The sequence below is a fragment of the Rhizobium sp. Root149 genome (assembly GCF_001427345.1).
GTDB classification, from domain to species: domain Bacteria; phylum Pseudomonadota; class Alphaproteobacteria; order Rhizobiales; family Rhizobiaceae; genus Neorhizobium; species Neorhizobium rhizoryzae.
Genome location: NZ_LMGD01000002.1, coordinates 93,137 through 116,136, shown reverse-complemented (window position 1 = coordinate 116,136; position 23,000 = coordinate 93,137). Strand labels below are relative to the sequence as shown.

Here is a 23,000-nt window from a genome sequence, read left to right as displayed (position 1 = left end):
CTCACCCGCTCCGCCGAACCAGCTCCCGCCAAAAAGCCTCGCCTCGACTGCAAACCAGAAGCTTGTTTTGCTGGCGGGCCGGATCATCACCTGATGTTCTTGGCCGGGTTTTCGCTGCTGCGCTTCCACCGACTTGTTGTCGCGTCTGTTTAAGATTGACATCAAGCAGACAAAGCGAATGTCATTCAGTTTGGAGGATTTGGCTACTGCTGGGTCACGGATTTCCGTCTACTGACAAAGCCGGCGAGCCCCGCCACCATAAGGCTGATACGTATTATCTTCCATACGGTAGGAGCGATATCGCGCGGCGCAGGAGGCAACGTGCTCCGCATCGACAACATCTCCACTGCCATCGTTCATTGCCATCTCGGCCGGCAAGGCATCCAAGCTGTCCTGTTGTGTCTCAAAGCTGTCGCTCCCATTCGGTGCCGGCGAAATAGGATTTGCCTCCTCAGTCTGAGGGTTCGCAGCCTGTTGAGTGAAAGGGGACACGCACTCGCGGCGACCGCCGCTGAAAGGTGTGTAGCTGTTATCCCTTGGCCGATAGGAGCGGTAACGTGATGAGCACCAGTCAAGGTGCGCTTCGCTCAGTTGCGGCTCCTCCGGTTCACCGAGCGCCCGAGGCGCGATGGCACCGGTCACCCCCCTGTCGAGGGTCCGGCTCATCTGATCGTCTGCAGCCGTGGCCACCATATCTTCAGCAACTGTGACGCCTGGACCACGCTCAAGATTGACCGCGGCAGTATTTACTCGCACGGGGTGGTCGGTCCATAAGATCTGATTGCCCGTAAGATGTTGCTTATCGGATCGAGCCGAAAAATAACCAGCAGAAATCACGAGCCCGGCAACGAAAGTGATGACGGATAGACCAAGACCACCAAGGATCGCGAGAACCAGTTTCATGAGAGCCTCCAGCATAGTCGCTCGAAAATGCGTCAGAATTGAACTGGTTCCCCAAGAGCAGCGATACAATCGGAAGACCGCCGACAGTCAGTTGCATCCCGTCTAGAAATCTCAGCTTTCCTGCGGTCCTCCTTCAACGAATTGCAGTGGCACCGGCGACTATGGCGGTTATCGAGGTTGAGTTTATTCGCGCGGATAACTTGCGCAGATTATTCAGTCGCCGTCCTTGCTCATTCGCTCGAACACGGTTCACAGACTTGGTTAATACTAGTATGTTCTTTTTTCGTTCCATCTGATAAGAGACGCTTTTCCTACCCGTTGAGCTTGCGTGGGGACCGATGACTGCTGCCTATCTCGAAAAACTGAACGACCGCCAGCGTGAGGCTGTTGAACATGGCGTAGGCCTGCCAGACGCTGGTATCGGAGGACCGCTGCTGATCATCGCCGGTGCTGGTTCGGGCAAGACCAATACGCTGGCCCATCGCGTCGCGCATCTCATCGTGCACGGCGCAGATCCCCGCCGCATCCTGCTGATGACCTTCTCGCGCCGCGCCGCCACCGAGATGGCTCGTCGCGTCGAACGGATCTGTCGCCAGGTGCTGGGTGACAATGCCGCCATCATGACCGACGCACTTGCCTGGTCCGGCACCTTCCATGGCATCGGCGCGCGGCTTATCAGGATCTATGCCGAGCAGATCGGGTTGAATGCCGACTTCACCATCCATGATCGCGAAGACAGCGCCGATCTCATGAACATCGTCCGACATGATCTCGGCTTCTCCAAGACCCAGAACCGCTTTCCGACCAAGGGCACCTGCCTGGCGATCTATTCCCGCGTGGTCAATTCCGAGAGCAGCATCAGTGAGGTGCTGAAGTCAGCCTTTCCCTGGGTGCTCGAATGGGAGAGCGAGCTCAAGCAGCTCTTTGCAGGCTATGTCGAGGCCAAGCAGGCGCAGAACGTGCTCGATTACGACGATCTCCTGCTCTATTGGGCGCAGATGGTTTCCGATCCCGGCATCGCTGACGATGTCGGCGGCCGTTTCGATCATGTCCTGGTCGACGAATATCAGGACACCAATCGCCTGCAGTCCTCCATCCTCATGGCGCTGAAGCCTGGCGGTCGTGGCCTGACCGTGGTCGGCGATGACGCCCAGTCGATCTACTCGTTCCGCGCCGCCACCATCCGCAACATCCTCGACTTTCCCGATGCCTTCTCGCCGAGACCCGCCGACGTCATCACGCTCGATCGCAACTACCGCTCTACCGCCCCTATTCTGGCCGCCGCCAATGGTGTCATCGATCTCGCCCGCGAGCGCTTTACCAAGAACCTATGGACCGACAGGCAGTCCGAACAGCGCCCCGTTCTGGTGACGGTAAAGGACGAGGCGGATCAAGCCGGCTATATCGTCGAGCAGGTGCTGGCCAATCGCGAGGTCGGCGTACCGCTTAAGCAGCAGGCCGTGCTGTTCCGGGCGTCCAACCACAGCGGCCAGCTCGAAGTGGAGCTGACCCGGCGCAACATCCCCTTCGTCAAGTTTGGTGGGCTAAAATTCCTCGACAGCGCGCATGTCAAGGACATGCTGGCAGTGCTGCGTTTCGCCCAGAACCCGCGTGACCGCGTTGCGGGCTTTCGTCTCCTGCAGATGCTGCCGGGTATCGGGCCTCAGACGGCCGCCCGCATCCTAGATACGATCGCCGCCGACCCCGAACCGCTGTTGTCATTGATGGAACTCCCTCCCCCGCCAAAGAGCGGCGAGGACTGGCCGAACTTCACAACACTGGTGTCCGCCCTACGCAAGTCCGAAGCGGGTTGGCCTGCGGAGATCGGGTTGGCGCGAGCCTGGTATGAGCCGCATCTCGATCGCATTCATGAGGATGCGGACACAAGGAAGGCCGATCTTCTTCAGCTTGAGCAGATTGCCGCAGGCTACGCCAATCGTGAGCGCTTCCTCACTGAACTGACGCTCGATCCGCCGGATGCCACCAGCGATCAGGCGGGTGTACCCCTGCTCGACGAGGACTATCTGATCCTCTCCACCATCCATTCTGCGAAGGGCCAGGAATGGCGCTCGGTCTTCATGCTCAATGTCGTCGATGGCTGCATTCCATCCGATCTCGGAACCGGCACGACGGCGGAGCTGGAGGAAGAGCGTCGGCTGCTCTATGTCGGCATGACGCGCGCCCGCGATAGCCTGCACCTGATCACGCCACAACGCTTCTTTACCCATGGCCAGAACGCCCAAGGCGACCGACATGTCTATTCCTCGCGCACCCGCTTCATACCGGCAACGCTGCTGCAGTTCTTCGAGACCGCGACCTGGCCAAAGGTGAGTGCCTCTGCCAGCGAGCGTAGCGCCAACCAGATCCGCATTGATGTCGGCGCGCGCATGCGCTCAATGTGGAGCTGATAGACGACAATTGGGACAGCAATGACGCCGGAAGCGTCTCCGCCTTCCCTTGCAAGATCATCTATGTCGATAAGCATGTCTTATGCGTATCGGTGGAGCAGCGCGATCGTCCGGAGCTATGTGCACGCCTTTCTCACAACATCCTTATGATCGATGACCCTTCCTTCAGTGGCGCGTCTTCACATTTTTTGTCTTATTTTGGAATGCCTACGCTCAGGCAACGCCCCTCGCCCTTGCTGGAGCTGATCATGTCGCGTGAGTGGTGCCTGCGATATGCACCGCTTCGAATCGAAACATACAGGATGTGCGGCTGACCTCAGGATGTAATGGGCGTGGCGCACTTTTCGCCTTTGCTACCTCCCTTTTCTGACCGCTGACGCAACAGGAACCGCGAGAATGTCGCAATGACGTGTAGAGGCGGCAACCTGTGAGCCAAGCGCTGCACTGACGCCGACCAATGATCACGGGCATCCATGATGCAACCGACGCAAAGGCTATGTTTTGGCGGCCAGCATACCTGCCTCCGGTTGGTCCGCCGTCCGCGGAGCTTTAAGGAATGCTAACTTTAACCTTTTCGCGGTTGTTGATCCTTTGGCGGTAAGAGTGACCGATCCTTAGAGGAAGGCCGATGATGAGCGTTTGGCATGAGCTACTCTCCAATCTCGCGGTGGTAGCAATTGCCACTGCTTTCTGGACCTTTTCATATCGGCACTTAGTGCAATGGCCGCAACGGATGCGGTCGCTTACCTTCGGCGTTGTCATGTCCGTTGGCGTCCTGGCGGTCATGGCGCTGCCATTCCATTTTCGGGAGGGCGTCTATCTTGATACGCGATACACCTTCCTAGCCCTTTCGGGTTTCTTCGCCGGGCCATGGGCTGCAGTTCTGCCGCTTCTCACTGCAATTGCCCGTCGCATCGCAATCGGAGGCACGGGTCTATCAATTGCCCTGCCCCACATCGTCGCAGCAACTACCTTTGGTTTGGTGGGGCACAAGTTTGCGCGAAATCACATCCCGTCTTTTAAGATGCTCATCGTTTTGGCATGTGCTGTTGCGGCAAGTGGTACTCTCGGCTTCTATTGGGCCTTGCCACCCCAGATTTGGTGGCAGGTCACCACTGGAACGGTTTTGCCGTTCGCCGCTATCCTTTTCGGCGCAACGCTTCTGTCTGCTGGCGCTCTGACGCAAGAATTGCATCGACATACCGCGACCATCGAAAACCGCATCTATCGCGCAATCATTGAAGCGCTACCAGACTGCCTGAATGCCAAGGACGTGGCTGGGCGCTTCATCGTGGCAAACCCTGCCACAGCAAAACTCATGGGCGCCAAAACCTCAGCTGACTTGCAGGGTAAAACAGATGCAGACTTCTATCCTGCTGAAACGGCGGAAACCTTCAGGCGAGCAGAAATCGAAATGATGGCGAAAGGTGAGCCGATACGGATAAGGCAGAACTTCATCAGAAATGACGGCCAAGAAACTTGGCTCTCGACCTTGAAAGCTCCTCTTAGGGATGAATTCGGGAATCTCATCGGACTGATCACCCACAACAAGGAGGTAACGGAGCAGCGGCACCTTGAACTCGCTCTGACCGAGACGAGGGCAAGGCTCGAAAGCGCTATCTCCAGCATGGCGGATGGATTGGCCATGTTTGATTCGGAAGGACGACTTGTTTACCAGAACGAAAAGCACGGTGATCTTTTTCCGCTCACAGCCGATCTGCGAAAGCCAGGCATCCACCTCCGCGATATCGTCAAGGCCTCTCTCGAGCGGGGTGAGATCCCCATGACCGGAGAGTGCGTTGACAAGCTGGCAGACCAGACTGTGCACGCACTACTTTCGCCTGGAGACAGAACATTTCCCCTCACAAATGGACGCTGGGTTGAAACGCGAACGCGATCGGCAGGCAACGGCAGTACGACGATCGTTTTCTCGGACATCACCGAGAACCGGCAACGCGAACAAGAGCTTTGCAAGCTCAACGCGCGGCTTGCCGCTTTGGCCGATACCGACGGCTTGACTGGTGTTGCAAACCGGCGCGCATTCGACCGGGCGATTGAAGAGCTGACCAAGGGTGCTAGTCGCCAGGCAAGAGATGTCGGTCTTTTGATGATTGACGTCGATCACTTCAAGGCCTTCAACGATACATATGGTCATCCTGCCGGAGATCAGTGTCTAAGACGAGTTGCGGAGACCATCGCGTCCCTGATTGGGACCTCGTCTGGCGCGATGTTAGCACGGTACGGTGGCGAGGAGTTTGCCGTGATTTTGCCAGGCATGAGCGCAACAGAGACTATTGAAGTGGCGCAGTGGATCTGCCGCGCCCTGCGTGACCTCGCCATCGATCATGTTGGCAGCGACAAGGGAGTGGTAACCGCCAGCGTCGGCGCAACAACTTGGCTTGAGACTTCGACACGCGATGTCGGACAGTTCTTGCGTCGGGCCGACCAAGCCCTCTACGAAGCAAAATCGGCGGGTCGAAGCTGCGTCAGAGGCCTGAACCGTCCACGCGCTGCATGAGCCTGACCTGCAACGAGCCCCGAGCTACTCATCTGTTCATAAATGCTTGCGAAACATCGCACCTGCTTCGCCAAGGTATACCTCCTGAGGCAATCTGCGTGAGACACATAACAGTGTATCATTTGGGTTGATTTTGCAGTTATGAGACGCTACCCATTGAACGTCTAGAACCTAGTGAGACGTTTCATGGCAATTTACGGGTATGCGCGCGTCAGCACCATCGATCAGGATCTGGCGATTCAAGAGGCGGCTCTGAAAGCGGCCGGTTGCACGGTCATCCGGGCGGAAAAGAAATCCGGATCGACCAAGCAGGATCGGAGGGAGCTTAACACGCTTCTAGAATTCATGCGCGACGGCGACAGCTTGGTTGTAACGCGGGTCGATCGTCTGGCGCGGTCAGTTGGGGATCTGCAGGACATCGTACGGATGCTCAAGCAAAAAGGGGTGACGCTAAAGGCGACGGAACAGCCGATCGACACGAGCTCGGCGGCCGGCAAAGCTTTCCTCGATATGCTCGGCGTATTCGCTGAGTTCGAGACGAACCTTCGTAGAGAAAGACAGATGGAAGGCATCGCCGCTGCAAAAAGCAGAGGGGTCTACAAAGGCAGGAAGCCTCATGTTGATGTTGCCGAGATCCGCCGACTAAAATCTGACGGGATGGGACCAACGGAAATTGCCAAGACGCTGAACATAGGTCGGGCAAGCGTTTATCGCGCCCTTAGAGAAGCCCCATCATCGTAGGGCAAGGTCAGGCGGCTTCGCGCCAACACCCGACATCTGCAATCGAGGCCGTATCAAACTAAAATATCACTAAGGTATTGATCGCATCAGTCCGAAACCCGCGTCAGCCGGATATCAATCTCGCGATCAACATATTCCCACTCGGCACAGGTACGAAGGCGTACCAGCATATGATCGAAGGCTGTTTCTTGATCGGGGGCAAATTCGAACCAGGTCAGGAAGTCGAAGGGTTCACCGTGATCACGCGAATGGTAAAGCTTGCGTGCGACGCCCGGCAAGTAATCAAGCCCGATCGGTAAATGTGATCCCCTCTCATACACCGCTCGCCGTTCGTCCTGCGCCATGGCCCACCATTCGGCCGATTTCCGGATTGGGAGGAGCGCAGCGCGAGTCGAAGTAGGGCGCCCCAAGCCCTCTTGCTTTGCCTGGAGTAAAACGCGTTCGGCCGCAGTCGTGTAACGAAGGTTGCTACCAGCCCCCCGCAATGTCCACGCCGTGTTGCCAGTTTGAGGACTATCGATTGCCAAAAAGCGCGCCGATGGCAAGCTTCCACCACGGAATTCGCGGATGGAGGTAATTTGCCATTGTCCAGCATCGCCTGCGGCAAACCGACTGAGAGTGATGGGTGTACGTTCAGTCATGGTACCTCATCGTTGCTACGCATCAGTTAAGCTAAGGCGCCGTTGGCAACTAAGAACGTGCTTGGCGCGAGACATGCTGGCGATTTTGGACAGAATCAAACCTGCTGCGCCGTCAGTCTGCCAGATGAAGGGGTTGCTCGCCAGCCGGAGCGTCGAGATACGTCACCAGGAATAACGGTACGCTCTTTTGCGACGTCAGATGTCCGCAAAGGGCCGAAAGGCGACCTTCGCGGATTGCGCTAGTAGGGTTGAGAAAGGCGGCGGCCCTGTCGCGAAGTGCTGATACACTCCATCTAGGGATTCAGGAGGATATTCTTCTGATGAGCGATCGGACGGTAGCGCATGGAGCGCTGTTTTGCGGGTTCAGCATTGAGCGGTACGTCCCGACGAACCATCTTCTTCGGGCTATCGAGCGTTCCGTTAATGTATGACCAGTACCTCTAGAGCCCCACCGCGTTCCCACTCCAGCTATTATCGCTCGAGCCCATTGTCTTTAGCCTTCTGCATCGCCCCTTGCGTCGACCAATCCCTCTGAACTTCCGCAGCAGTCGTGCTCCTCACAAGGCTCGCCACAGATCGAATGGTCTCGGCACGTTGAGCTAAACCTGGGTCCTCTTTGACCCGCGCGGCGATCTCGCCCAAGTCTTCGGAGCCAAATCTCTTACTAATCGCACTCCACACTTGCTTTGCCTCTTCGAGAGCAGCGCGTCCGTCTTCCGTCGCACTTAGGCTATTAATCCAGCGATGCCGGTCACTGGTCTCAACGTCGCGGACGCCAGCGATGAGAGAAGCGCTCCGTGGGCTTAGATTCGGTACTTCGACATTGTCGCTATTTTCACGCTGCCAGCGTTCTGATCTCTCCTCCTGAACGACGCGTCGCTGCCATTGCTCACCGGCAGCACCTACATGCTTCGCAATGATCGACGCAGACTGCCGCGCTTCAATGCGTTCCTTGTTGTCACCGAGGATGCCAGTCTTCCCGCGAAGTTCACCGAACTGCTCCGGCCTTCTGTTCAAGGCCTGTTCGATACCTGCACTGTCGCCATCCCGTTCCACCAGTGAGGCCAGGATCTTGCTCGAGGCTTCCTGCGGATCCCGGAACACCTGGCGCACGATTTTCTCCACTCCGTTCCAGCTCGGGCCGAACGTGGCCATTGTCTTCTGCCGCGCCACGTCCTCAACGCTACGGTCATGGTGATTCTTCGCCGGCACAAGCGGTGTTCGGATTTCAAAGCCAATTGCCTCCGGCTGTTCTTCCGGCAAAGCCGAGCGATCCGCACCAGTGTAACTCCAGCTCGTATGACCCACGTGGTCTATCTGCGTTACATTTTGGCCGGGCTGGCCCAATGCCTCTGTGAGCCGGACCTCAATCTCGCTACCAACACCAAACTGCTGAGCGATCCCCCGCCTTTCGGCAAAATCGCGGGCATAATCCAGCGTCGTTTCCTTCACACCAGAGCGAGACAACATATGCTCCATCTGGGCATAGGCCAGCTCATCGGTACCCTGCACCTTCCACGCATTGCGGCTCGCCTCCTGCCCATTGGGCAGACGCACAGCCTCGGCGCCAGTGTGTTTGAGCCCAATTGTCGAGCCTATCTCCGGAGAAGCTTCGGCAATGGCCTGCTGCAGACCCATCCCCCAGACCGTATGACGCTCGCCCTTGGCATTCTCTAGGGTGACGAAGTAGCTGTTGGCGTTGCCGTCCTTGTTCTCATAGGGTGCAGCACCATGCTCCGCGAGCTTTCCTTGCGCCACCACCTGATCGTTCCTGCGCGATGCGAACTCTTGGGCATCCGCATAAAGCTGCACGCCATGGCGATGCCGGCTCATGGCAACATAGGTGAGATGCCGATCCATCGTGCCTGACGCGAGGACAAAGGCCCGGTCCACTGTCGCACCCTGGTTTTTGTGGATCGTCGTGGCATAGCCGTGATCAACCGCCTGGTAATCATTCATGGGTACTTTGACCATCCGGGCATCCGCTCGATCAGAAGCACCGTCGAGCTCAACATGTATTGCGTCTGGCTCGACGGCCTTCACCTCCCCGAGCATGCCGTTCTTCACACCAAGGTCGCGGCTGTTCTCCAGGAACACAAGCCGGTCCCCTGGCGCAAAGCTGCGCTCGCCGTCGTTGGTCTGGAAGCTGAACTCGCCAGCCTCTTCACCTTTGGCAAGCTCGCCCCGCTCCTGAAGCTCAGTACGGATCCCCTCATTGATTGCGCGAACATCCACGCGACGATGGGCCATGGCAACACGGGAAGCCTCTGGATGCAGGTCGCAATCGGCAAGATAATCCCGCACCACCGCAGCCCGCGCCTCATCGCGTCCAGCAGCAAAGTGGATGTTGCCGCTATCTCGATAAGCAGCCAGCCCCTCTGCGGTTCGATGGGAAGCAAAGGCGACCGACGCTTCCTGCTGCCACGGCTCTAACTGCCGCTTGATCTCACCAAGCGATGCATGCCCGATCCGCTCGGCAATGGCGCGGAAGGGGGCCCCTGCCCCGATCGCCTGAAGCTGCTCGTGATCTCCCACCAGCACAATCTTCGCGCCACGCTTCTCCGCCTCTCCCACAAACGAGGCAAGCTGCCGACTGCCGACCATGCCAGCTTCGTCGATCACGAAGACATCGCCGCGGCCAAGCTGGTGTTTCTCGTTCTCCCAACTGCGCGACCAGGACGCCAAGGTGCGGCTCTTGATCCCGGAACTTTCCTCCAAACCTTCCGCAGCTTTGCCAGAAAGTGCGGCGCCATGAACCGTATAGCCCTGTCGCTCCCAAGCCTGTGCAGCAGCCGCCAGCATGGTGGACTTGCCAGCACCCGCAAGACCAACAACGGCCGCAATGCGCTCCGGCCCAGTCACATGGCTGATCGCGTGCCGCTGCTCATCGGAGAGACGTAAGTTAGGATTTCCGGACCTGAGACGCAGTCCCTCGTCCATTTCTTCCATGGCGTTGACGACATGCCGACGATCAACACCGTGACTGCGCGCCTGGTGAAGCCGCTCGGCGGCATCCGCCATGCCCTGCTCGATCTCCACCATCTCCCGGGTCGAGTAACGCGCAAGCTCCACCTCGCCCGTCTCTCCATCCACCCGTTCCGGACGAAGCTCTGTTAGTGCAGAAGACGCCATGACAGAGGCGAATGCGTTCTGGAACGCCTGCGCGTCGTCATTGATGTAGCGATGCAGCGTGCGAGCAATGTCATGCCGGTCGAACACGCTTTTCTCAGAGGTGATGATCGACAGAACCTGTTCCGGCCTCTCCCGGATGACATCTGCGTTGCGTTGACCAGCATCGCCATCCAGACGTGAGCGATCGACACGACCGCCCCGACGACGCAGATTTGTGGCACCGACACCCATATGCTCCGTTGGCTCGATCTCCAGACCACGCTCAGCGTGCGAGCGGTGGTCGATGCGGATATCGAACCCTTCTCTTGCCAGATGATCGTTCGCCATTCCCTCCCACGATCGCCGGATATCGACGAGCTGCATCTGCGTCGGGGCTAACCCTTTCGGCAGCAGATCCTTATTCGCCAACTCGATAGTGGTCTTCGCCCCCAACCCCTCGCCGGTCACCTGCCGCGTCGTCATCAAGACATGCGCATGATGGTTGCGAACATCGCCCTGGACCCCAGGCGTGTGAATGGCAAAATCGACACCAGCTCCATAGCGGTTCGCCAGATCCTGAGCGAACTCCCGAGTAAGCGATACCCGCCCCTCCTCCGAGAGCTCATGGGGAAGCGCAATCACGAACTCGCGCGCTACCCTCGCATCCTTGCGGTTCTCAATCCGTTCAGCAGCATTCCACATCGCTGACCTGTCCCGCGCCCATTCCGCATCCACACCTTCGGGAAGCAAAATCTCCGAGTGACCGACACCCTCGCGCCGGCTGTAGTCATGAACAAGCCCATCGCGCTCGTTGGTGAGAAGCTTGGCCGCACGATATGCCGCAGCCGCAACAGCGCTGCGTCCAGTGGAACGCGAGACGACAGACATCTGGCAGTAGAAGATCGCCAAGACTGTTTCTGATCCTTCCCGATTGCGACGCAAGAGGAGAATAGCCGAGCATGGGTTGAGCATCAACCCGTATATGCGCCCTTGTAACTTCATTCCGCTTCGCTCAATCAGCCACGGTGTGACGAATGCCGCAAACGTTGCGACCGCGTGGCCGCTGGATTCAATCGATTGCTACCGTGGAGGACGGGGTAGTTTTTTTGCCCTCGAGGTGACATCACTTGGCAATCAGGCTAGTACTAGATCAGCAGATTGATCCTGGAGGAGCGACGGTGAACAAGACACCAGACCGCAGCGTGAATCCCAGCGCTATCAAGCGTGCTCGCGAGAGTGTGCAAACACGGCCATGGCAATTGCTGATCCAGAACAACGGCGCGCAGCCCATATCCTTTAGTGAGCAGACGGTGTCAGCGCTGACGCGCATACTGGACCTTCTCCCCCACCTGGACGGCCTGACACTTAAGACAGAAGCGGGCGATGTTCATGTCAGCCGAGATTTTAGCGGCGACACAACAGGTGCGGTCGACAGCCATATCTCAACCATCCTGACAGCCGATCCACATATCAGCGGCATTGTGTTTTCGGGATCGGGAAAAAGTAGCGAACACGTCGCAACCCGCGATGACCCGCGCTACCTGCCCGCGGGAAAGGAGTTTGCGATTGTCCGCGATGCACTAAAGGCGGGTCTCATCGACAGCGATGAAGCGCTGCGCAAAACCAAAGCGATTTATAAGAAGGACTAGGTGATGGCTCGCAAATCCATCGAAGAACGCCTCGCTCAGCTTGATGCACAGCGATCTGCTCTCAAGGCACGGCTCTCCAAGCAGGAGCGCGCCAACGATACACGTCGCAAGGTTCTCCTCGGCGCCCTCGTCCTGCATCGGCTGGAGAATGCAAACGACCCGGAGTTCACCAAGCGTTTGGCAGACTGGCTGCGCCGAGAGCTTCCAGGCTTTCTCACCCGAGACAATGACAAGGCCCTGTTTGACGACATCCTGAAGTAAACGGCACGCGCATTTTGCTTCCCGCAAAGCCCAATTCACGCCAAAAAGTTGATCGAAGAATTCCGCTATTGCAAAAAGGGGTTGCACGGTTCACGGATTGCGTAGCTCTGGATTTAAGGAGCATGGCGCCAATGAGATTATTCAGAGCCTATAGCACCATGATGCGTCTGGCTTTCGCCAATCCCGGTTGGGCGATTTCGGCAGCCTTGGCAAAGGCGTTCACGCCGACAGGCCTTAAGGTCCTGCTTGGCTATCTCGGTCTCGTCATCATCGGTGGATTTTGGCTGAGCCTAAAAGCGAGAGAGCTAGGTTTCGAACCGCAGTCGCTCTCCTGGAGCATCCTGAACATTGTCTTCACCCTGAGCATTCCGCTGGGCCTGCTGCTCTTGTGCGCTCCTCTTATCCTCATACACTTTGGCGACATCCAAACCGATACCCACGGCTCAGCCCGCTTTGCCACCGACAAGGAGGTCTCCCCTCTTGTCCGGACAGACAACGGCCTCTTGATCGGACGCGACGCAAAGACAGGCAGGATACTGCGCTATGCCGGACCGAGCCATCTTCTCACGATGGCCCCGACACGCACCGGCAAAGGCGTGGGCACCATCATCCCGAACTTGCTGACTGCCGACCGCTCGATTGTCTGTATCGACCCAAAGGGCGAGAATGCCAGGATCGCGAGCCGTGCCCGAGAGGCGTTCGGACCAGTTCATGTGCTTGATCCGTTCGGCGTCACCGGTATCCGCTCGTCAGCATTCAATCCGCTCGATACCCTTGACCCCGATGGCCTCGATGTCGCCGAAGATGCCGGCACGCTTGCCGATGCACTGGTCGTCGATGATCCGGGCATGACGGGAGAGGCCCATTGGAACGAGGAAGCCAAAGCGCTAATCTCAGGCCTGATCCTCAAACTCGTTGCAGTTGAGCCCGCGGCACGACGCCACCTAGGCACGCTGCGTGAGTATCTAACGCTCGCACCTGAGCGCTTCGCAGCCTTGCTCAAAGAGATGCAAGATATGAACGACGCTGGCGGACTGATCGCGAGGGCAGCGAACCGCCACCTCGGCAAGTCCGATCGCGAAGCGGCAGGCGTTCTGTCGGCGGCGCAGCGACACACCCATTTCCTTGACAGTCCTCGCATGAACCGCGTGCTCGATGAGAGCTATTTCTCATTTGCCGATCTCAAGCGTCGCAACTCCACGGTGTTCCTCGTCCTGCCGCCCGATCGCCTTTCGACCTATTCCCGTTGGCTCCGTCTGTTTGTGACCCAAAGCCTCCTCGATATGGCGCGCACCCCGGAGAAGCCAGACAGACCCGTCCTTTACCTTCTCGATGAGTTTGCAGCGCTCGGCTACCTGGCGCCCGTTGAACGGGCCATGGGTCTCATGGCAGGATACGGCGTGCAACTCTGGCCCATCCTGCAGGACGTTCACCAGCTGCGATCCACTTACGGGCAAAAGGCCGGGACATTCCTGTCAAATGCAGGTGTCCTTCAGGTATTCGGCGTCAACGATCACGACAGTGCGCGGCTCGTCTCAGATCTCCTCGGACAAGAGACCGTGGTGTTCCGAACGATGGCGCACGCAGTGGATTCTGAGCAGTCCGGAATTACCTACAGCCAGCACCATACCGCCCGCCCACTGCTGACCTCGGATGAAATTCGAACGCTGCCATCTCATGTGCAGTTGCTATTCCTGGCGGGAAGACGTCCGATCGTCGCGCACAAGCTAAGATACTACTCGGATGCGGAATTCCAGGGAACGTTCGACATCGCATCATAAACGCGACCATCAGCCGGGCCCGGGTGTTGCCGTCGTATTCCATCAGGATGAGCATGCCCGGTAATACCCGCAGCTCTGCCATGGAGGATCCTCCATCCGCAACAACCCTATGAGGATTTTGCACCTGCGACGAACAGGAGAAAGTTATGTTTCGCTATCTCGCACGTCATCATGATCGCAAACACATCAAGCGGTCACTCCAACGTCAGGAACGAATCAGCAAAAGCGCTATCGGTTTCGCGCATGACACCTCCCTGGCATTCGCGGTCAATGAGCCAGTTGTAAAAGATGGCGATCACGATTTGGCCGTCACGACGCTCCGCGAAACCGAAGCGTTTTTCACACCCCTCTTGCCGGCTGAACCGATCTACCAAGATGCACACCGAGTCATTTTTGAATCGGACATCAAGACATCTGACGAGAAAAACAACGTCTTTGAGTGCGTTGTGACCGAGAGCGGAGCAAAAGACCATGCGCTTGTCGTGTTTCATCATTGGTACTCACGCAACCGCTATCCAGCGTTCTCCAGATATTTCGCCAAGAGGGGTATGACTGTCGTCGAGGCCACCTTGCCGTATCATTTTAGCCGGGGCTCGAACGATTTTTCGGAAGAACAATTTTTCAATGCCAGCATAGGCCGAACTGTTCGATCCATGAGGCAGGCGGTGTTGGATGGCCGAAAAATTGTCCGCTGGCTGAAAGGTCAGAGGTACCGAACGATTACCGTCGTAGGCATGTGTTTAGGTGGCACAGTTGCTGGCCTGGTGGCAGCTCAAGAAGAGATAGTCGATAAGGCCGTCTTGATGGTAACACCGCCAAGCCCTGCTGACCTGATTTGGACTTCAGAGACCATGCAACGTCTAAAAGGGCGGATTGAACCCTCCATGTCACTTGAAGATTTGAGGAAGGCGTGGACCCTGATTAATCTCGACATGCATACTTTCTGGCTCTCGCGTCCTGACCTAGAATTGCTGTTCGTGCAGGGGAAGAGCGATACGATTGCGCGCCCAGAGAGGGCGCACCACCTGATACACGGCTTGACTAGCTTACGTGGACGGCCACCGGAGCTTCTGCAGCTCAATTGTGGACACTCCTCCATTGGGATGTTCCCCTACAACATCATCGCAGCCCGGAAGGTGCTGAGATTTCTGATGGAGATACCCACCCTGAGGGAGCTTTGGAAAGTCCGAAATTTCCGCATCGATCGCAGCGGAGTGTGAGCCCGCCTCAAGTGGCAGTTGGCAGCATTGTAGCGCCATGGTTGTTGAATGACAGTGCCATTTTGGAACTAGATGTGCGTGATATCCGCCCTAGGCGGACTTGGTGACTGAGGGAATGCCAACGGTGCGAAATCTATCCGACTATATCAAATCAATGGAACTGGTTGAGACTACAGATCCAGATTTCCAGAGACCCTTGTACCGCAAGGAGGGATTTGACGGCATAGCCAGCTTCGGCGAGATCGACGCAAAACTCTCCGCATTCCTACAGTCCGAACGCTTGAAAACTGGTCTGACCCAGAGCGATTTCGCGACCCTGGCTGGTCTCGCTCGAGTGGTCTATAGCCGCTACGAACTGAACATTTCGCGACTTACCGTCTCTCGAATGATCCACCTTTCCGAGCTCCTCGGGTTCCTGCCGATGCAGATGATTCATGCCGCGGCACCTCATCTCTACGGAAAAAATCCTGAAGAGGCCGATGATCGGGTTGAACTCTTCAGACTCATTCATGACCTCCCGCACGACACCATACGCAGTTTGATCGGTATAGTTGGCCAACTGACGCCTAAGGATGTCCTTGAAGCTCGGCAGATAGCGGAAGCGGAGGCCGAAGCACAAGCTGAGGCTGAACGCCAACGAGTGGCTAGAAAAGCCGCGAGAGTCAGCAGGAAAGGCCGTCCTCCTGGCCGGCCACCAGGTCGTAAATCATCCAAGGTTGAAACACCAACAGACGATTAAAGGACGGAAAACCGTCGTAAAGTGGTGGCAATTTGGGAACGAATGGTGCCTCGTGCCTGAGGTCTATTCCATCGAGTCCAAGACCCGGTGCGTCGGCATAACCCGGTCACCCCGTTTTACGATCGCCGTTCGCATTGGCACGCATCAGTGACATCAGCACCGGTCCCAGCCCGAACTCCCCTGCCCTCGCTCGGCGCGTGAGATCGCGGAGATATCCACCTGCCGAGTTGATATGCCCTGCCCTCTCCAAGATTGCAGCCATGGCAACCGCCGCGTTCTCCGGCCCCATCACCTCGCAAGCTTCCTGGTAAGCCGACGGGCTGACGCCAAGCATTGATCGTACCACCACCGCGGCGCCCATCAGCTCGCGCCAATGGGAGATCGTGCCCCCGGGCCCGTAGTCCGAAATCTGCGGGCAGGCTTTCAGGACCATCGACAGCGGGAACGCCTTCATCTGTTCCGGCTTTGCCAACGGCTGAGCAACCGCTTTGGGTGCTACTTCCAGCTCGACGGCTCCGCCCTGCTCTTTTCCAGAGCTAGGTTCAAGTTCATAGATGGATTCGGGTTTTGAATTCTGTATGTGACAGCCATTTTGAACAGCATTGCCGTCCATATTTTGAGAATCTAACTGATTTTCCAGAAGGTTGAGGATTTCGGTGCGCAAAAGCTGCATCTCGTCGAGGATTGCCTCCACCTGGCGACGGTCAGGATTGCGGGGGAGTCGGCTGACAATGCCGACATACATGTCTTCGATGGCTTCCCAGTCGCCGTCGGCCCCCTCCTCCATCGCGGCGGAAATTAGCTTGCGTACATCACGCCGGCAGATAGTCAGCGCCTCTTTGGCTCGTCTGAACTGCAGGCGCTCGGCAGCGACTTCCTGTGCCAGACCTGCAAGTTCCGCAGCGCGAGCCAAAAGTGGAGAAAGATCGAATCCAAAAGCCTGCTCGATATCGCCACCCTTGTCCCGGTGAGCGTAGCGCTTGCCGTTCGGACTATCCTTGCGCTGGATGAGCCCGGCTTCGACCAAGGCAGCCAAATGCCGCCGCAAGGTCGTTCCGGTTATGCCGTGCGCTCTGACAGACAGCTGAGCATTGGATGGAAAGACCACCAATCCACTATCGCAGTTGAGCTCGCTCTCTGGATAAAACGTCAGCAATGCGTCCAGCACAGTCAGCGCCCTATCCTGGAGGCCGAGGCGTTCACGGGCCGCACAGGCGTCGCGAAACACCTTCCATTTTTCAACCGGGCGGTTTGGTTTCGTCTCGGACGTCTGGAGCTGTCTCTTTACAAGAGCAAGCACAGCCGGCCGCCGCCCAAAGGGCGTCGTCACATTTCCACTTTGCATTATCTCAGCCTTCAATAAGGCAAAAGAAAATTGCTCACCAAATTGGCGCCCTAGACTCTTGACTGGGATTCGGGGAAATGCGATTCTCTAGTTGCTACACGATGAGAAGGGCTTCCACGACGGCGACGTTCTGGGGGCCTTTTTCTTTTGCTGGTCTGGTCTCCTGGTTTCACAAGTGATTGTCAGCTGACAATCATGCTAATTGGCTGTTTGGCTAGAATTTTCCCGATCGAACTGCTCGACGAGATCGCTCATCTTAGAGTCAAGGAACTCCGCGAACGCTCTTGATGTGATAGTGATTTTTGAGCCTTTTGACGTCCGCTCAACAGCTGCCAGAACAAGCCCCTTCCGAGTGCGAATCTGTCCTCGACTGTTTTCTTTCGAAGCTTTCGGTGCCTGCCCGCTTAGCCAGAGACGCCTAAATCGCTCGTTCGAATCAATTGATGTGAACTCGGCCTCGCCAATCGCTTTAGTGATCCTTCCGAAAGCTGCCTTGTCCTTCAAGAGATCGGCGAACGCCAACCAGCGAGGTCGCCCCACCTTTGCGGCTGGCCCTATAGCGAGGATTATTTGTTCTGGGATAGCGTCAGCAACTTGCAACAGACGGGAAATTTCAGGTTTGTCCACTGACAGAACCTGGGAAATCCTGTCCCGGTCAAAACCATGCAGCTCGAGATGTTTCGCAAAGAGGGCTCGCTCTATGAAGCTGAGATCGACGCGGGGACCGTTTTCTTGCCCTTGTGCGACGATCAGTTCATCGTCCGAAAGTTGGCGCACGATTGCCTTGATTGGGCGATCCAGAATTACCGCCGCGCGCAATCTTCGATGGCCATATGCCGCCTGATAGTGGTTTTCCTTTGATGGATGCGGACGAACTAAGATGGGAACTTGCTGTCCGCTTTCCCTCATGGACGAGATGAGTTCTTGCAGGGCGGGATCATGCTCAGTCGGGATACGATCCCGAATGAACGAGGCTTCGATTTGAGCGGGACTTAGCTCCACAACTTTATCACCAGCTGCAAGCGCAGAGCGAAGCTCCTTTGCCGCAGCGGCCTCATCACTGAGTCGACCGAGCGAGAGGTTCATGGCTCGAACTGCTCCCGCTGGTTTGTGAGCAGACTGCGCTTGAATAGGCGCCTTGGTTGATTCGCCGCCAGACGAGCTCACCATGTTCTTCAGGATATCGCGGCCCTTCATGCACGCCCCCATGAACTCTTGAGTAGGTTCTCGATTTCAAAGTTGACCCCGTCCATCGCCTCCACAGCACGGTCGTATGTCTGCCGGTTCATTGACTCTCGCGCCGCCTCATAAATCGTCTGCTTTGAGAGGCCCGCATCAGAGATCGCAGTTGATTTCACCATCATTGAGGTGAGGACACGCTCGCCAAAAAAACTTCGCAAGAAGGCGACGATTTGCGCTTGCGGGCCGTCGTTCGGCTCGTAGCGGGTGACGAGATAGCGCATCCAATCGTATTCCAGGTTGCCACCTGCTTCCTTAACCACAGAGAGGAGATCAGAGGTCATAGCCAGGAACTGGTTCATTGATGCCACGTCCAGCATCTGAGGATGCACAGTTATTAACACCGCAGTTGCCGCGCACAGCGCTGACAGCGTCAAAAATCCCAGAGTTGGCGGGCAGTCTATGACAACGACGTCGTAGCGATCGGAAAGATCGCTTAACGCCTTCCCTACCCTGAGAAAGAACATGTCGGTCTCCGAGCTGCTGCGCTCGGCAAGAGCCCTGGGGGTATCGTGCTCAAATTCATGCAATTCGAGATTGCCCGGGATTAGATCAAGTCCAGGGAAATAAGTCTTCCGAACCACCTCTCCTACTGGACGACGAAGCTCATCATATCGGATAGCTCCGAATAGTGTCTCGTTTTCGCCAACGTCGAATTCCGGCTGATATCCAAGCATGGCTGACATCGACGCCTGAGGATCAAGGTCGACGGCAAGCACGCGATAGCCACGTAGCGCCAGATACTGAGCGAGATGCGTTGACGACGTCGTCTTACCAGATCCCCCCTTGAAGTTAGTGACTGCTATGACCTGCAGGTGGTCCCCTTCCCGCCGTCCAGGAAGATACGCGGGCTTAGTCTTTCCTAAGATGTGCCGGATCGTGTTGATCTCCGACAGAGAAAACGTTCGGCGACCACCCGCTGTCTTCTCAGACGTGACCGTGTCCTCCTGTGAAGCCAGGTGCCGGACATAGCTGTCGGTCACGCCCAGCAACTTTGCCGCTTCGGTACTACTAAAACGTCTCAGCGCCTTTTGCTCGTCAGGTGAAAACAGACGCGCTGATAGTTCCTGCAGGTTGCTGCTGAGTTTCGCAGAATCATCAGCAATAGTCTTATCAATCGAAACGCGTTCGATTTTTTCGATCCGGCTGATTTTCGCGGTCCTGTTCGCCATTCACGGTAAACCCGATAATTCGTTGCAATTTGCGCAAATGATCTCATGGCGCGCCTATCCGTCAAGCAATTTTTGGTTAACGGAAATTAACTTCTTAGACCAACAGAAAGATATGCTTAAAATCAATGGCTTGATATAATTGTCAGCTGACAATTAGCAGACATAATAAAACGCGCTCTTGGATCTAATTGCCCCAACTAACTAGAATCAGTCTGTAGCGGCGAGCTAGGGCATCGAACTCGCCGCAATCACAGGAACGGAAGATACGACTAACTTCTCGGATGGCAATCCGTTGAATTCGAGAGATTCAGAGTTCGCAGATAGTCAGCGACTGCCTGAGCCTTCGCGGCGGCAGTGATGACTGCACGTGAATCCTGCTTCAGCACCTTGAGCCAGTTTTCAACGTAAGTCGCGGTGTTGTCTCGCGGATCATGCTCAATGCCAAGATCGGCGCAGACGAACGCGGCTGAGATTTCGGCAATAAGCTCCTCCATTGCGTAGGTCTCGCTCCCGAACCGCCCGCTAAGGTCACGATCAAGGCGTGATTTTGCGCCGCTCCAGTGCCCGAGCTCGTGAAAAATCGTGCTATAAAGATGAACCTCGCTGAGGAACCGACCGCGCTCCGGCATTTGGATGTCATCGGGGCCAGGCCGATAGCAGGCTTGCTTTCCGCCGTAGGCTATCTTTGCGCCTGTGGCCCGAATGAAGGTTTCGACATGGTCGATAACCGGAACCGGCTCGATCGGCGCCGCCTCGGCCGGGCTCTTGAAGTGGTCAGGCAGGTTGTCGATCTGCTCGAGTAGGGTAGGCTGGCGGCGCCTCAATGAGGACGCGGCTCAGCCCCCCTCCGAACCGGACTTGCACCTTTCAGCGCATCCGGCTCTCCACGACTACGTGTTCCATCTCGTCGTTGGTCAACTTGGCCACCAGCATGGACGGAGCGATGGCAGGGCTGGCAAAGCACAATGCGCTTGCGTAATCGTGCCGCCGGCATGTACCGGGCAAGCCCTGCTTTCTCCATTTCCGCGATCTTTCTGACATGATGGATTTCCCATGGAAGATCTGTTCGACCGCATCTGGTACATTTCTGCGCGTTGAGGCGTTCGACCATTTCTGTCCTGCTGAACACGAACTTTGATGATTGTGGGCGATCAATGTCACCCCATTTTCGCGGTTCGCACTTCAGGTCCTTCAGCTGCCAGATCTTGATCTCTCGGGGTTCCTCTCCGACTTGGAAGCGAACGAAGAAGTCTTGCCCTCGGCGCATCTTGGAGAAGATTTCCCTCGCAGACGTTTTGTGCTTTGCTGTGATGGTTTTGACGCAGCTCATCAGGGCAAAGTACCCGCCCTTATTGAGCTTGCGTTTCACATCATCGGCAAGCGCATAGTAATTTGCGAAGCCTCTCCATTCAGCGTTGTAGGCCATGACAATTTCGACGTCACTCGCCAATGTCAAAGCGGGACGGTGGCGAGGACGAAAGGCATCGTAATCGCCCCATCCTTTGCCATTGACAAACCGGACCACCTTTTCCCTTGGGACATTCAGCTTCAAACGATCTGCCAACCCTCGCCGCAGTGCTGGACGACCATAAAGGTCGCCTTGTGCGGATTGCGGTTGGTCGATGTCCTGACATCGTATCCAAGGAAACGCGCTCCGTCCGAAGCCTTGCGGATGCCGCTCTTCTCATCCGATACGCTCAGTTTCAGGTTTTTGGAGAGGAATGTCCTCACCTCTTCCATGATCTGTCGCGCATCGTCTTTGCTGCCAATTATGCCGATCAAGAAGTCATCAGCATAACGGCAGTAGCGGAGCCGCTTGTAATTCGGATCGAATGCGTCGGTGGCGGGCACAGTCAAACGTTCCGCCTTCAGCCGACTGATCTCCTCCAATTTGGATTTGATCTCTGCATCATCATCGCCTCGATCAAGACGAAGCTGATCCACTTGCTTACGAAGCCGCGTCAGACGATTCATGATCCGTCGGCCTTCGACCGATGGAACACGTTTCCCGCCCCTATGGTAGGCTGTGACCTTCGATTCCATGTACTCGTCGAGTTCATGGAGGTAGATGTTTGCCAGTATAGGGGAGACAATACCGCCCTGTGGGGTGCCGCTGTAGGTTCGGTGATAAACCCAATCCTCCATATAGCCCGCTTTCAACATTCCACGGATCAAGCCGATAAATCGGCTGTCGTGGATACGTTTTTCAAGCAAGCCAATGAGGACGTCGTGATCAATGTTGTCGAAGTATCCGACCACATCGACATCGACCAGCCATTTCACCCCTGTCCACACCGCACGGATGTTCTCCAGCGCAGTATGACAGGATCGGTTCGGTCTGAATCCATGAGAGTGCTGCGAGAACAGCGGCTCATAGATTTGCTCCAGAAGAATTCGAACAACCTCCTGGACCAAGCGGTCTTCCGTCGTCGGCACGCCAAGCGGCCTTTTCTTGCCGTTGGCTTTGGGAATGTACACCCGACGTACTGGTTGCGGACGATAGGTCCCGTTCGCCAGCCGCTCGATGATCGAACGTATCTTTTCCGACGTGAAGCCGTCAAAGGTCTGTCCGTCAACGCCCGGCGTCATCGCACCCTTGTTCTGTGCGATTTTATGGTAGGCTTGCTCCCAAAGGAGCGGAGCCTTCATAAGGCGATAGAGCCCATTGACCCGCCGACCCGACCTAACAATGATCGGGAGCGATCCAACAGCCCTTTTGATAGTATCTGGCAGCATTAGCACACCTCTTCGCAAGGTTTTGGATCGTAGTCGCTGCCGTCCTTCCCCTGATCCGCAGAATTTTCGCCCAAGTTGCCCTGAGCTTATATTCTCGACCATCCGATGATTTCGGCTGTCCCGGTCATTACTCCGGGCATTTGAGTACTATGACGGCTCCGTACCCATACAGGTCATCAGCAGAGCCGATGCCTGCTTAGGGCATCCCGTAATTACGAAAGCGGGAGATACGATGTGGTTAGGTGCCCCGTTCGTTCACTTACCCCTCCGATGGAGGATGCGCCGAATGGGCTGGCTTTCCCGATATCGGGGTTGGAGGACCTCAACACTCTGTCCTCTGTCCATTCGGTGTGCCGTGTCAGTCGTTCTACGACACCGCTCCGGTTGTAGGCCGCTGCAAACTAGGGTTCAGGCAATGCAGCTTTCACCATACACATCTTGCCCTGACCCGCCGCATCGCAAACGACTTTGATGCTTTGGGCCTTTTCCGAACATGCTATTGTTCCCCGCTCCTTTCGGAGTCACAATCGTTGCCG

Annotated in this window: 16 protein-coding genes and 1 pseudogene; 8 read left to right on the top strand and 9 right to left on the bottom strand. The window is 56.5% G+C overall.

What is annotated here, in order from left to right; all coding sequences use genetic code 11:
- Positions 1–228: 228 nt before the first annotated feature.
- On the bottom strand, positions 229–903 hold the full coding sequence (locus ASD54_RS04160; RefSeq protein ID WP_162249540.1) for a BA14K family protein: 675 nt from the start codon (positions 901–903) through the stop codon (positions 229–231).
- A 338-nt stretch (positions 904–1,241) separates the two neighbouring features.
- Between ASD54_RS04160 and ASD54_RS04155 the strand changes: the two genes are divergently transcribed.
- From ASD54_RS04155 to ASD54_RS04145, 3 genes are all read left to right on the top strand, one after another.
- Positions 1,242–3,311, top strand: a complete 2,070-nt coding sequence (locus ASD54_RS04155) for an ATP-dependent helicase (protein WP_062553362.1) — start codon at positions 1,242–1,244, stop codon at positions 3,309–3,311.
- A gap of 733 nt (positions 3,312–4,044) precedes the next feature.
- Positions 4,045–5,829 carry a diguanylate cyclase gene (locus tag ASD54_RS04150; RefSeq protein WP_062553361.1) on the top strand — a complete coding sequence of 595 codons (1,785 nt, stop codon included), beginning with the start codon at positions 4,045–4,047 and terminating at the stop codon, positions 5,827–5,829.
- A 186-nt stretch (positions 5,830–6,015) separates the two neighbouring features.
- Positions 6,016–6,570 (top strand): recombinase family protein, encoded by a 555-nt coding sequence (locus ASD54_RS04145; protein ID WP_062553360.1) that lies wholly within the window; start codon positions 6,016–6,018, stop codon positions 6,568–6,570.
- A gap of 86 nt (positions 6,571–6,656) precedes the next feature.
- Here the strand turns inward: ASD54_RS04145 and ASD54_RS04140 are convergent, their stop codons facing one another.
- The gene (locus tag ASD54_RS04140) at positions 6,657–7,211 is read right to left on the bottom strand and encodes a chlorite dismutase family protein (protein ID WP_082547059.1); all 555 of its coding nucleotides are present in this window, start codon (positions 7,209–7,211) and stop codon (positions 6,657–6,659) included.
- A 471-nt stretch (positions 7,212–7,682) separates the two neighbouring features.
- Positions 7,683–11,231, bottom strand: a complete 3,549-nt coding sequence (traA, locus tag ASD54_RS04135) for a Ti-type conjugative transfer relaxase TraA (RefSeq protein WP_062553359.1) — start codon at positions 11,229–11,231, stop codon at positions 7,683–7,685.
- Between the two features lie 269 nt (positions 11,232–11,500).
- Between traA and ASD54_RS04130 the strand changes: the two genes are divergently transcribed.
- The 5 genes from ASD54_RS04130 (at position 11,501) to ASD54_RS04110 (ending at position 15,972) form a co-directional block, all read left to right on the top strand.
- Positions 11,501–11,971 carry a hypothetical protein gene (locus tag ASD54_RS04130; protein ID WP_062553358.1) on the top strand — a complete coding sequence of 157 codons (471 nt, stop codon included), beginning with the start codon at positions 11,501–11,503 and terminating at the stop codon, positions 11,969–11,971.
- A gap of 3 nt (positions 11,972–11,974) precedes the next feature.
- The gene (locus ASD54_RS04125; RefSeq protein ID WP_062553357.1) at positions 11,975–12,232 is read left to right on the top strand and encodes a hypothetical protein; all 258 of its coding nucleotides are present in this window, start codon (positions 11,975–11,977) and stop codon (positions 12,230–12,232) included.
- Between the two features lie 122 nt (positions 12,233–12,354).
- On the top strand, positions 12,355–14,013 hold the full coding sequence (locus ASD54_RS04120; RefSeq protein ID WP_200958438.1) for a type IV secretory system conjugative DNA transfer family protein: 1,659 nt from the start codon (positions 12,355–12,357) through the stop codon (positions 14,011–14,013).
- 146 nt (positions 14,014–14,159) lie between these two features.
- Entirely contained in the window at positions 14,160–15,233 is a 1,074-nt protein-coding gene (locus tag ASD54_RS04115; protein ID WP_062553355.1) for a dienelactone hydrolase family protein, read from the top strand.
- 103 nt (positions 15,234–15,336) lie between these two features.
- A complete protein-coding gene (locus tag ASD54_RS04110; protein ID WP_244484667.1) occupies positions 15,337–15,972 on the top strand; it encodes a helix-turn-helix transcriptional regulator in 636 nt (211 codons plus the stop codon).
- Positions 15,973–16,078: 106 nt separating this feature from the next.
- Here ASD54_RS04110 and repC read toward each other — a convergent pair whose 3' ends face one another.
- From repC to ASD54_RS26865, 6 genes and pseudogenes are all read right to left on the bottom strand, one after another.
- Entirely contained in the window at positions 16,079–17,317 is a 1,239-nt protein-coding gene (gene repC, locus ASD54_RS04105; RefSeq protein WP_062553353.1) for a plasmid replication protein RepC, read from the bottom strand.
- Positions 17,318–17,515: 198 nt separating this feature from the next.
- Positions 17,516–18,514 carry a plasmid partitioning protein RepB gene (gene repB / locus ASD54_RS04100; protein WP_062553390.1) on the bottom strand — a complete coding sequence of 333 codons (999 nt, stop codon included), beginning with the start codon at positions 18,512–18,514 and terminating at the stop codon, positions 17,516–17,518.
- Entirely contained in the window at positions 18,511–19,728 is a 1,218-nt protein-coding gene (gene repA / locus ASD54_RS04095) for a plasmid partitioning protein RepA (RefSeq protein ID WP_062553352.1), read from the bottom strand. Before repA ends, repB begins: the two co-directional genes overlap by 4 nt.
- A gap of 269 nt (positions 19,729–19,997) precedes the next feature.
- Positions 19,998–20,528: pseudogene (locus tag ASD54_RS04090) on the bottom strand (zincin-like metallopeptidase domain-containing protein); the annotation flags it as partial.
- Between the two features lie 20 nt (positions 20,529–20,548).
- On the bottom strand, positions 20,549–21,280 hold the full coding sequence (locus tag ASD54_RS26870) for a group II intron reverse transcriptase/maturase (protein ID WP_200958437.1): 732 nt from the start codon (positions 21,278–21,280) through the stop codon (positions 20,549–20,551).
- Positions 21,277–22,317: a reverse transcriptase domain-containing protein gene (locus ASD54_RS26865; RefSeq protein WP_200958436.1), complete on the bottom strand. Its 1,041-nt coding sequence runs from the start codon at positions 22,315–22,317 to the stop codon at positions 21,277–21,279. The genes ASD54_RS26870 and ASD54_RS26865 overlap by 4 nt, the downstream gene beginning before the upstream one ends.
- Between the last annotated feature and the right edge of the window lie 683 nt (positions 22,318–23,000).

Bases quoted from the DNA above. Each gene is read 5' to 3' on its own strand.
- ASD54_RS04160 (WP_162249540.1), bottom strand. From the start codon at position 903: ATGAAACTGGTTCTCGCGATCCTTGGTGGTCTTGGTCTATCCGTCATC.
- ASD54_RS04155 (WP_062553362.1), top strand. From the start codon at position 1,242: ATGACTGCTGCCTATCTCGAAAAACTGAACGACCGCCAGCGTGAGGCT.
- ASD54_RS04150 (WP_062553361.1), top strand. From the start codon at position 4,045: ATGCGGTCGCTTACCTTCGGCGTTGTCATGTCCGTTGGCGTCCTGGCG.
- ASD54_RS04145 (WP_062553360.1), top strand. From the start codon at position 6,016: ATGGCAATTTACGGGTATGCGCGCGTCAGCACCATCGATCAGGATCTG.
- ASD54_RS04140 (WP_082547059.1), bottom strand. From the start codon at position 7,211: ATGACTGAACGTACACCCATCACTCTCAGTCGGTTTGCCGCAGGCGAT.
- ASD54_RS04125 (WP_062553357.1), top strand. From the start codon at position 11,975: ATGGCTCGCAAATCCATCGAAGAACGCCTCGCTCAGCTTGATGCACAG.
- ASD54_RS04120 (WP_200958438.1), top strand. From the start codon at position 12,355: ATGGCGCCAATGAGATTATTCAGAGCCTATAGCACCATGATGCGTCTG.
- ASD54_RS04115 (WP_062553355.1), top strand. From the start codon at position 14,160: ATGTTTCGCTATCTCGCACGTCATCATGATCGCAAACACATCAAGCGG.
- repC (WP_062553353.1), bottom strand. From the start codon at position 17,317: ATGCAAAGTGGAAATGTGACGACGCCCTTTGGGCGGCGGCCGGCTGTG.
- repB (WP_062553390.1), bottom strand. From the start codon at position 18,514: ATGAAGGGCCGCGATATCCTGAAGAACATGGTGAGCTCGTCTGGCGGC.
- repA (WP_062553352.1), bottom strand. From the start codon at position 19,728: ATGGCGAACAGGACCGCGAAAATCAGCCGGATCGAAAAAATCGAACGC.
- ASD54_RS26865 (WP_200958436.1), bottom strand. From the start codon at position 22,317: ATGACGCCGGGCGTTGACGGACAGACCTTTGACGGCTTCACGTCGGAA.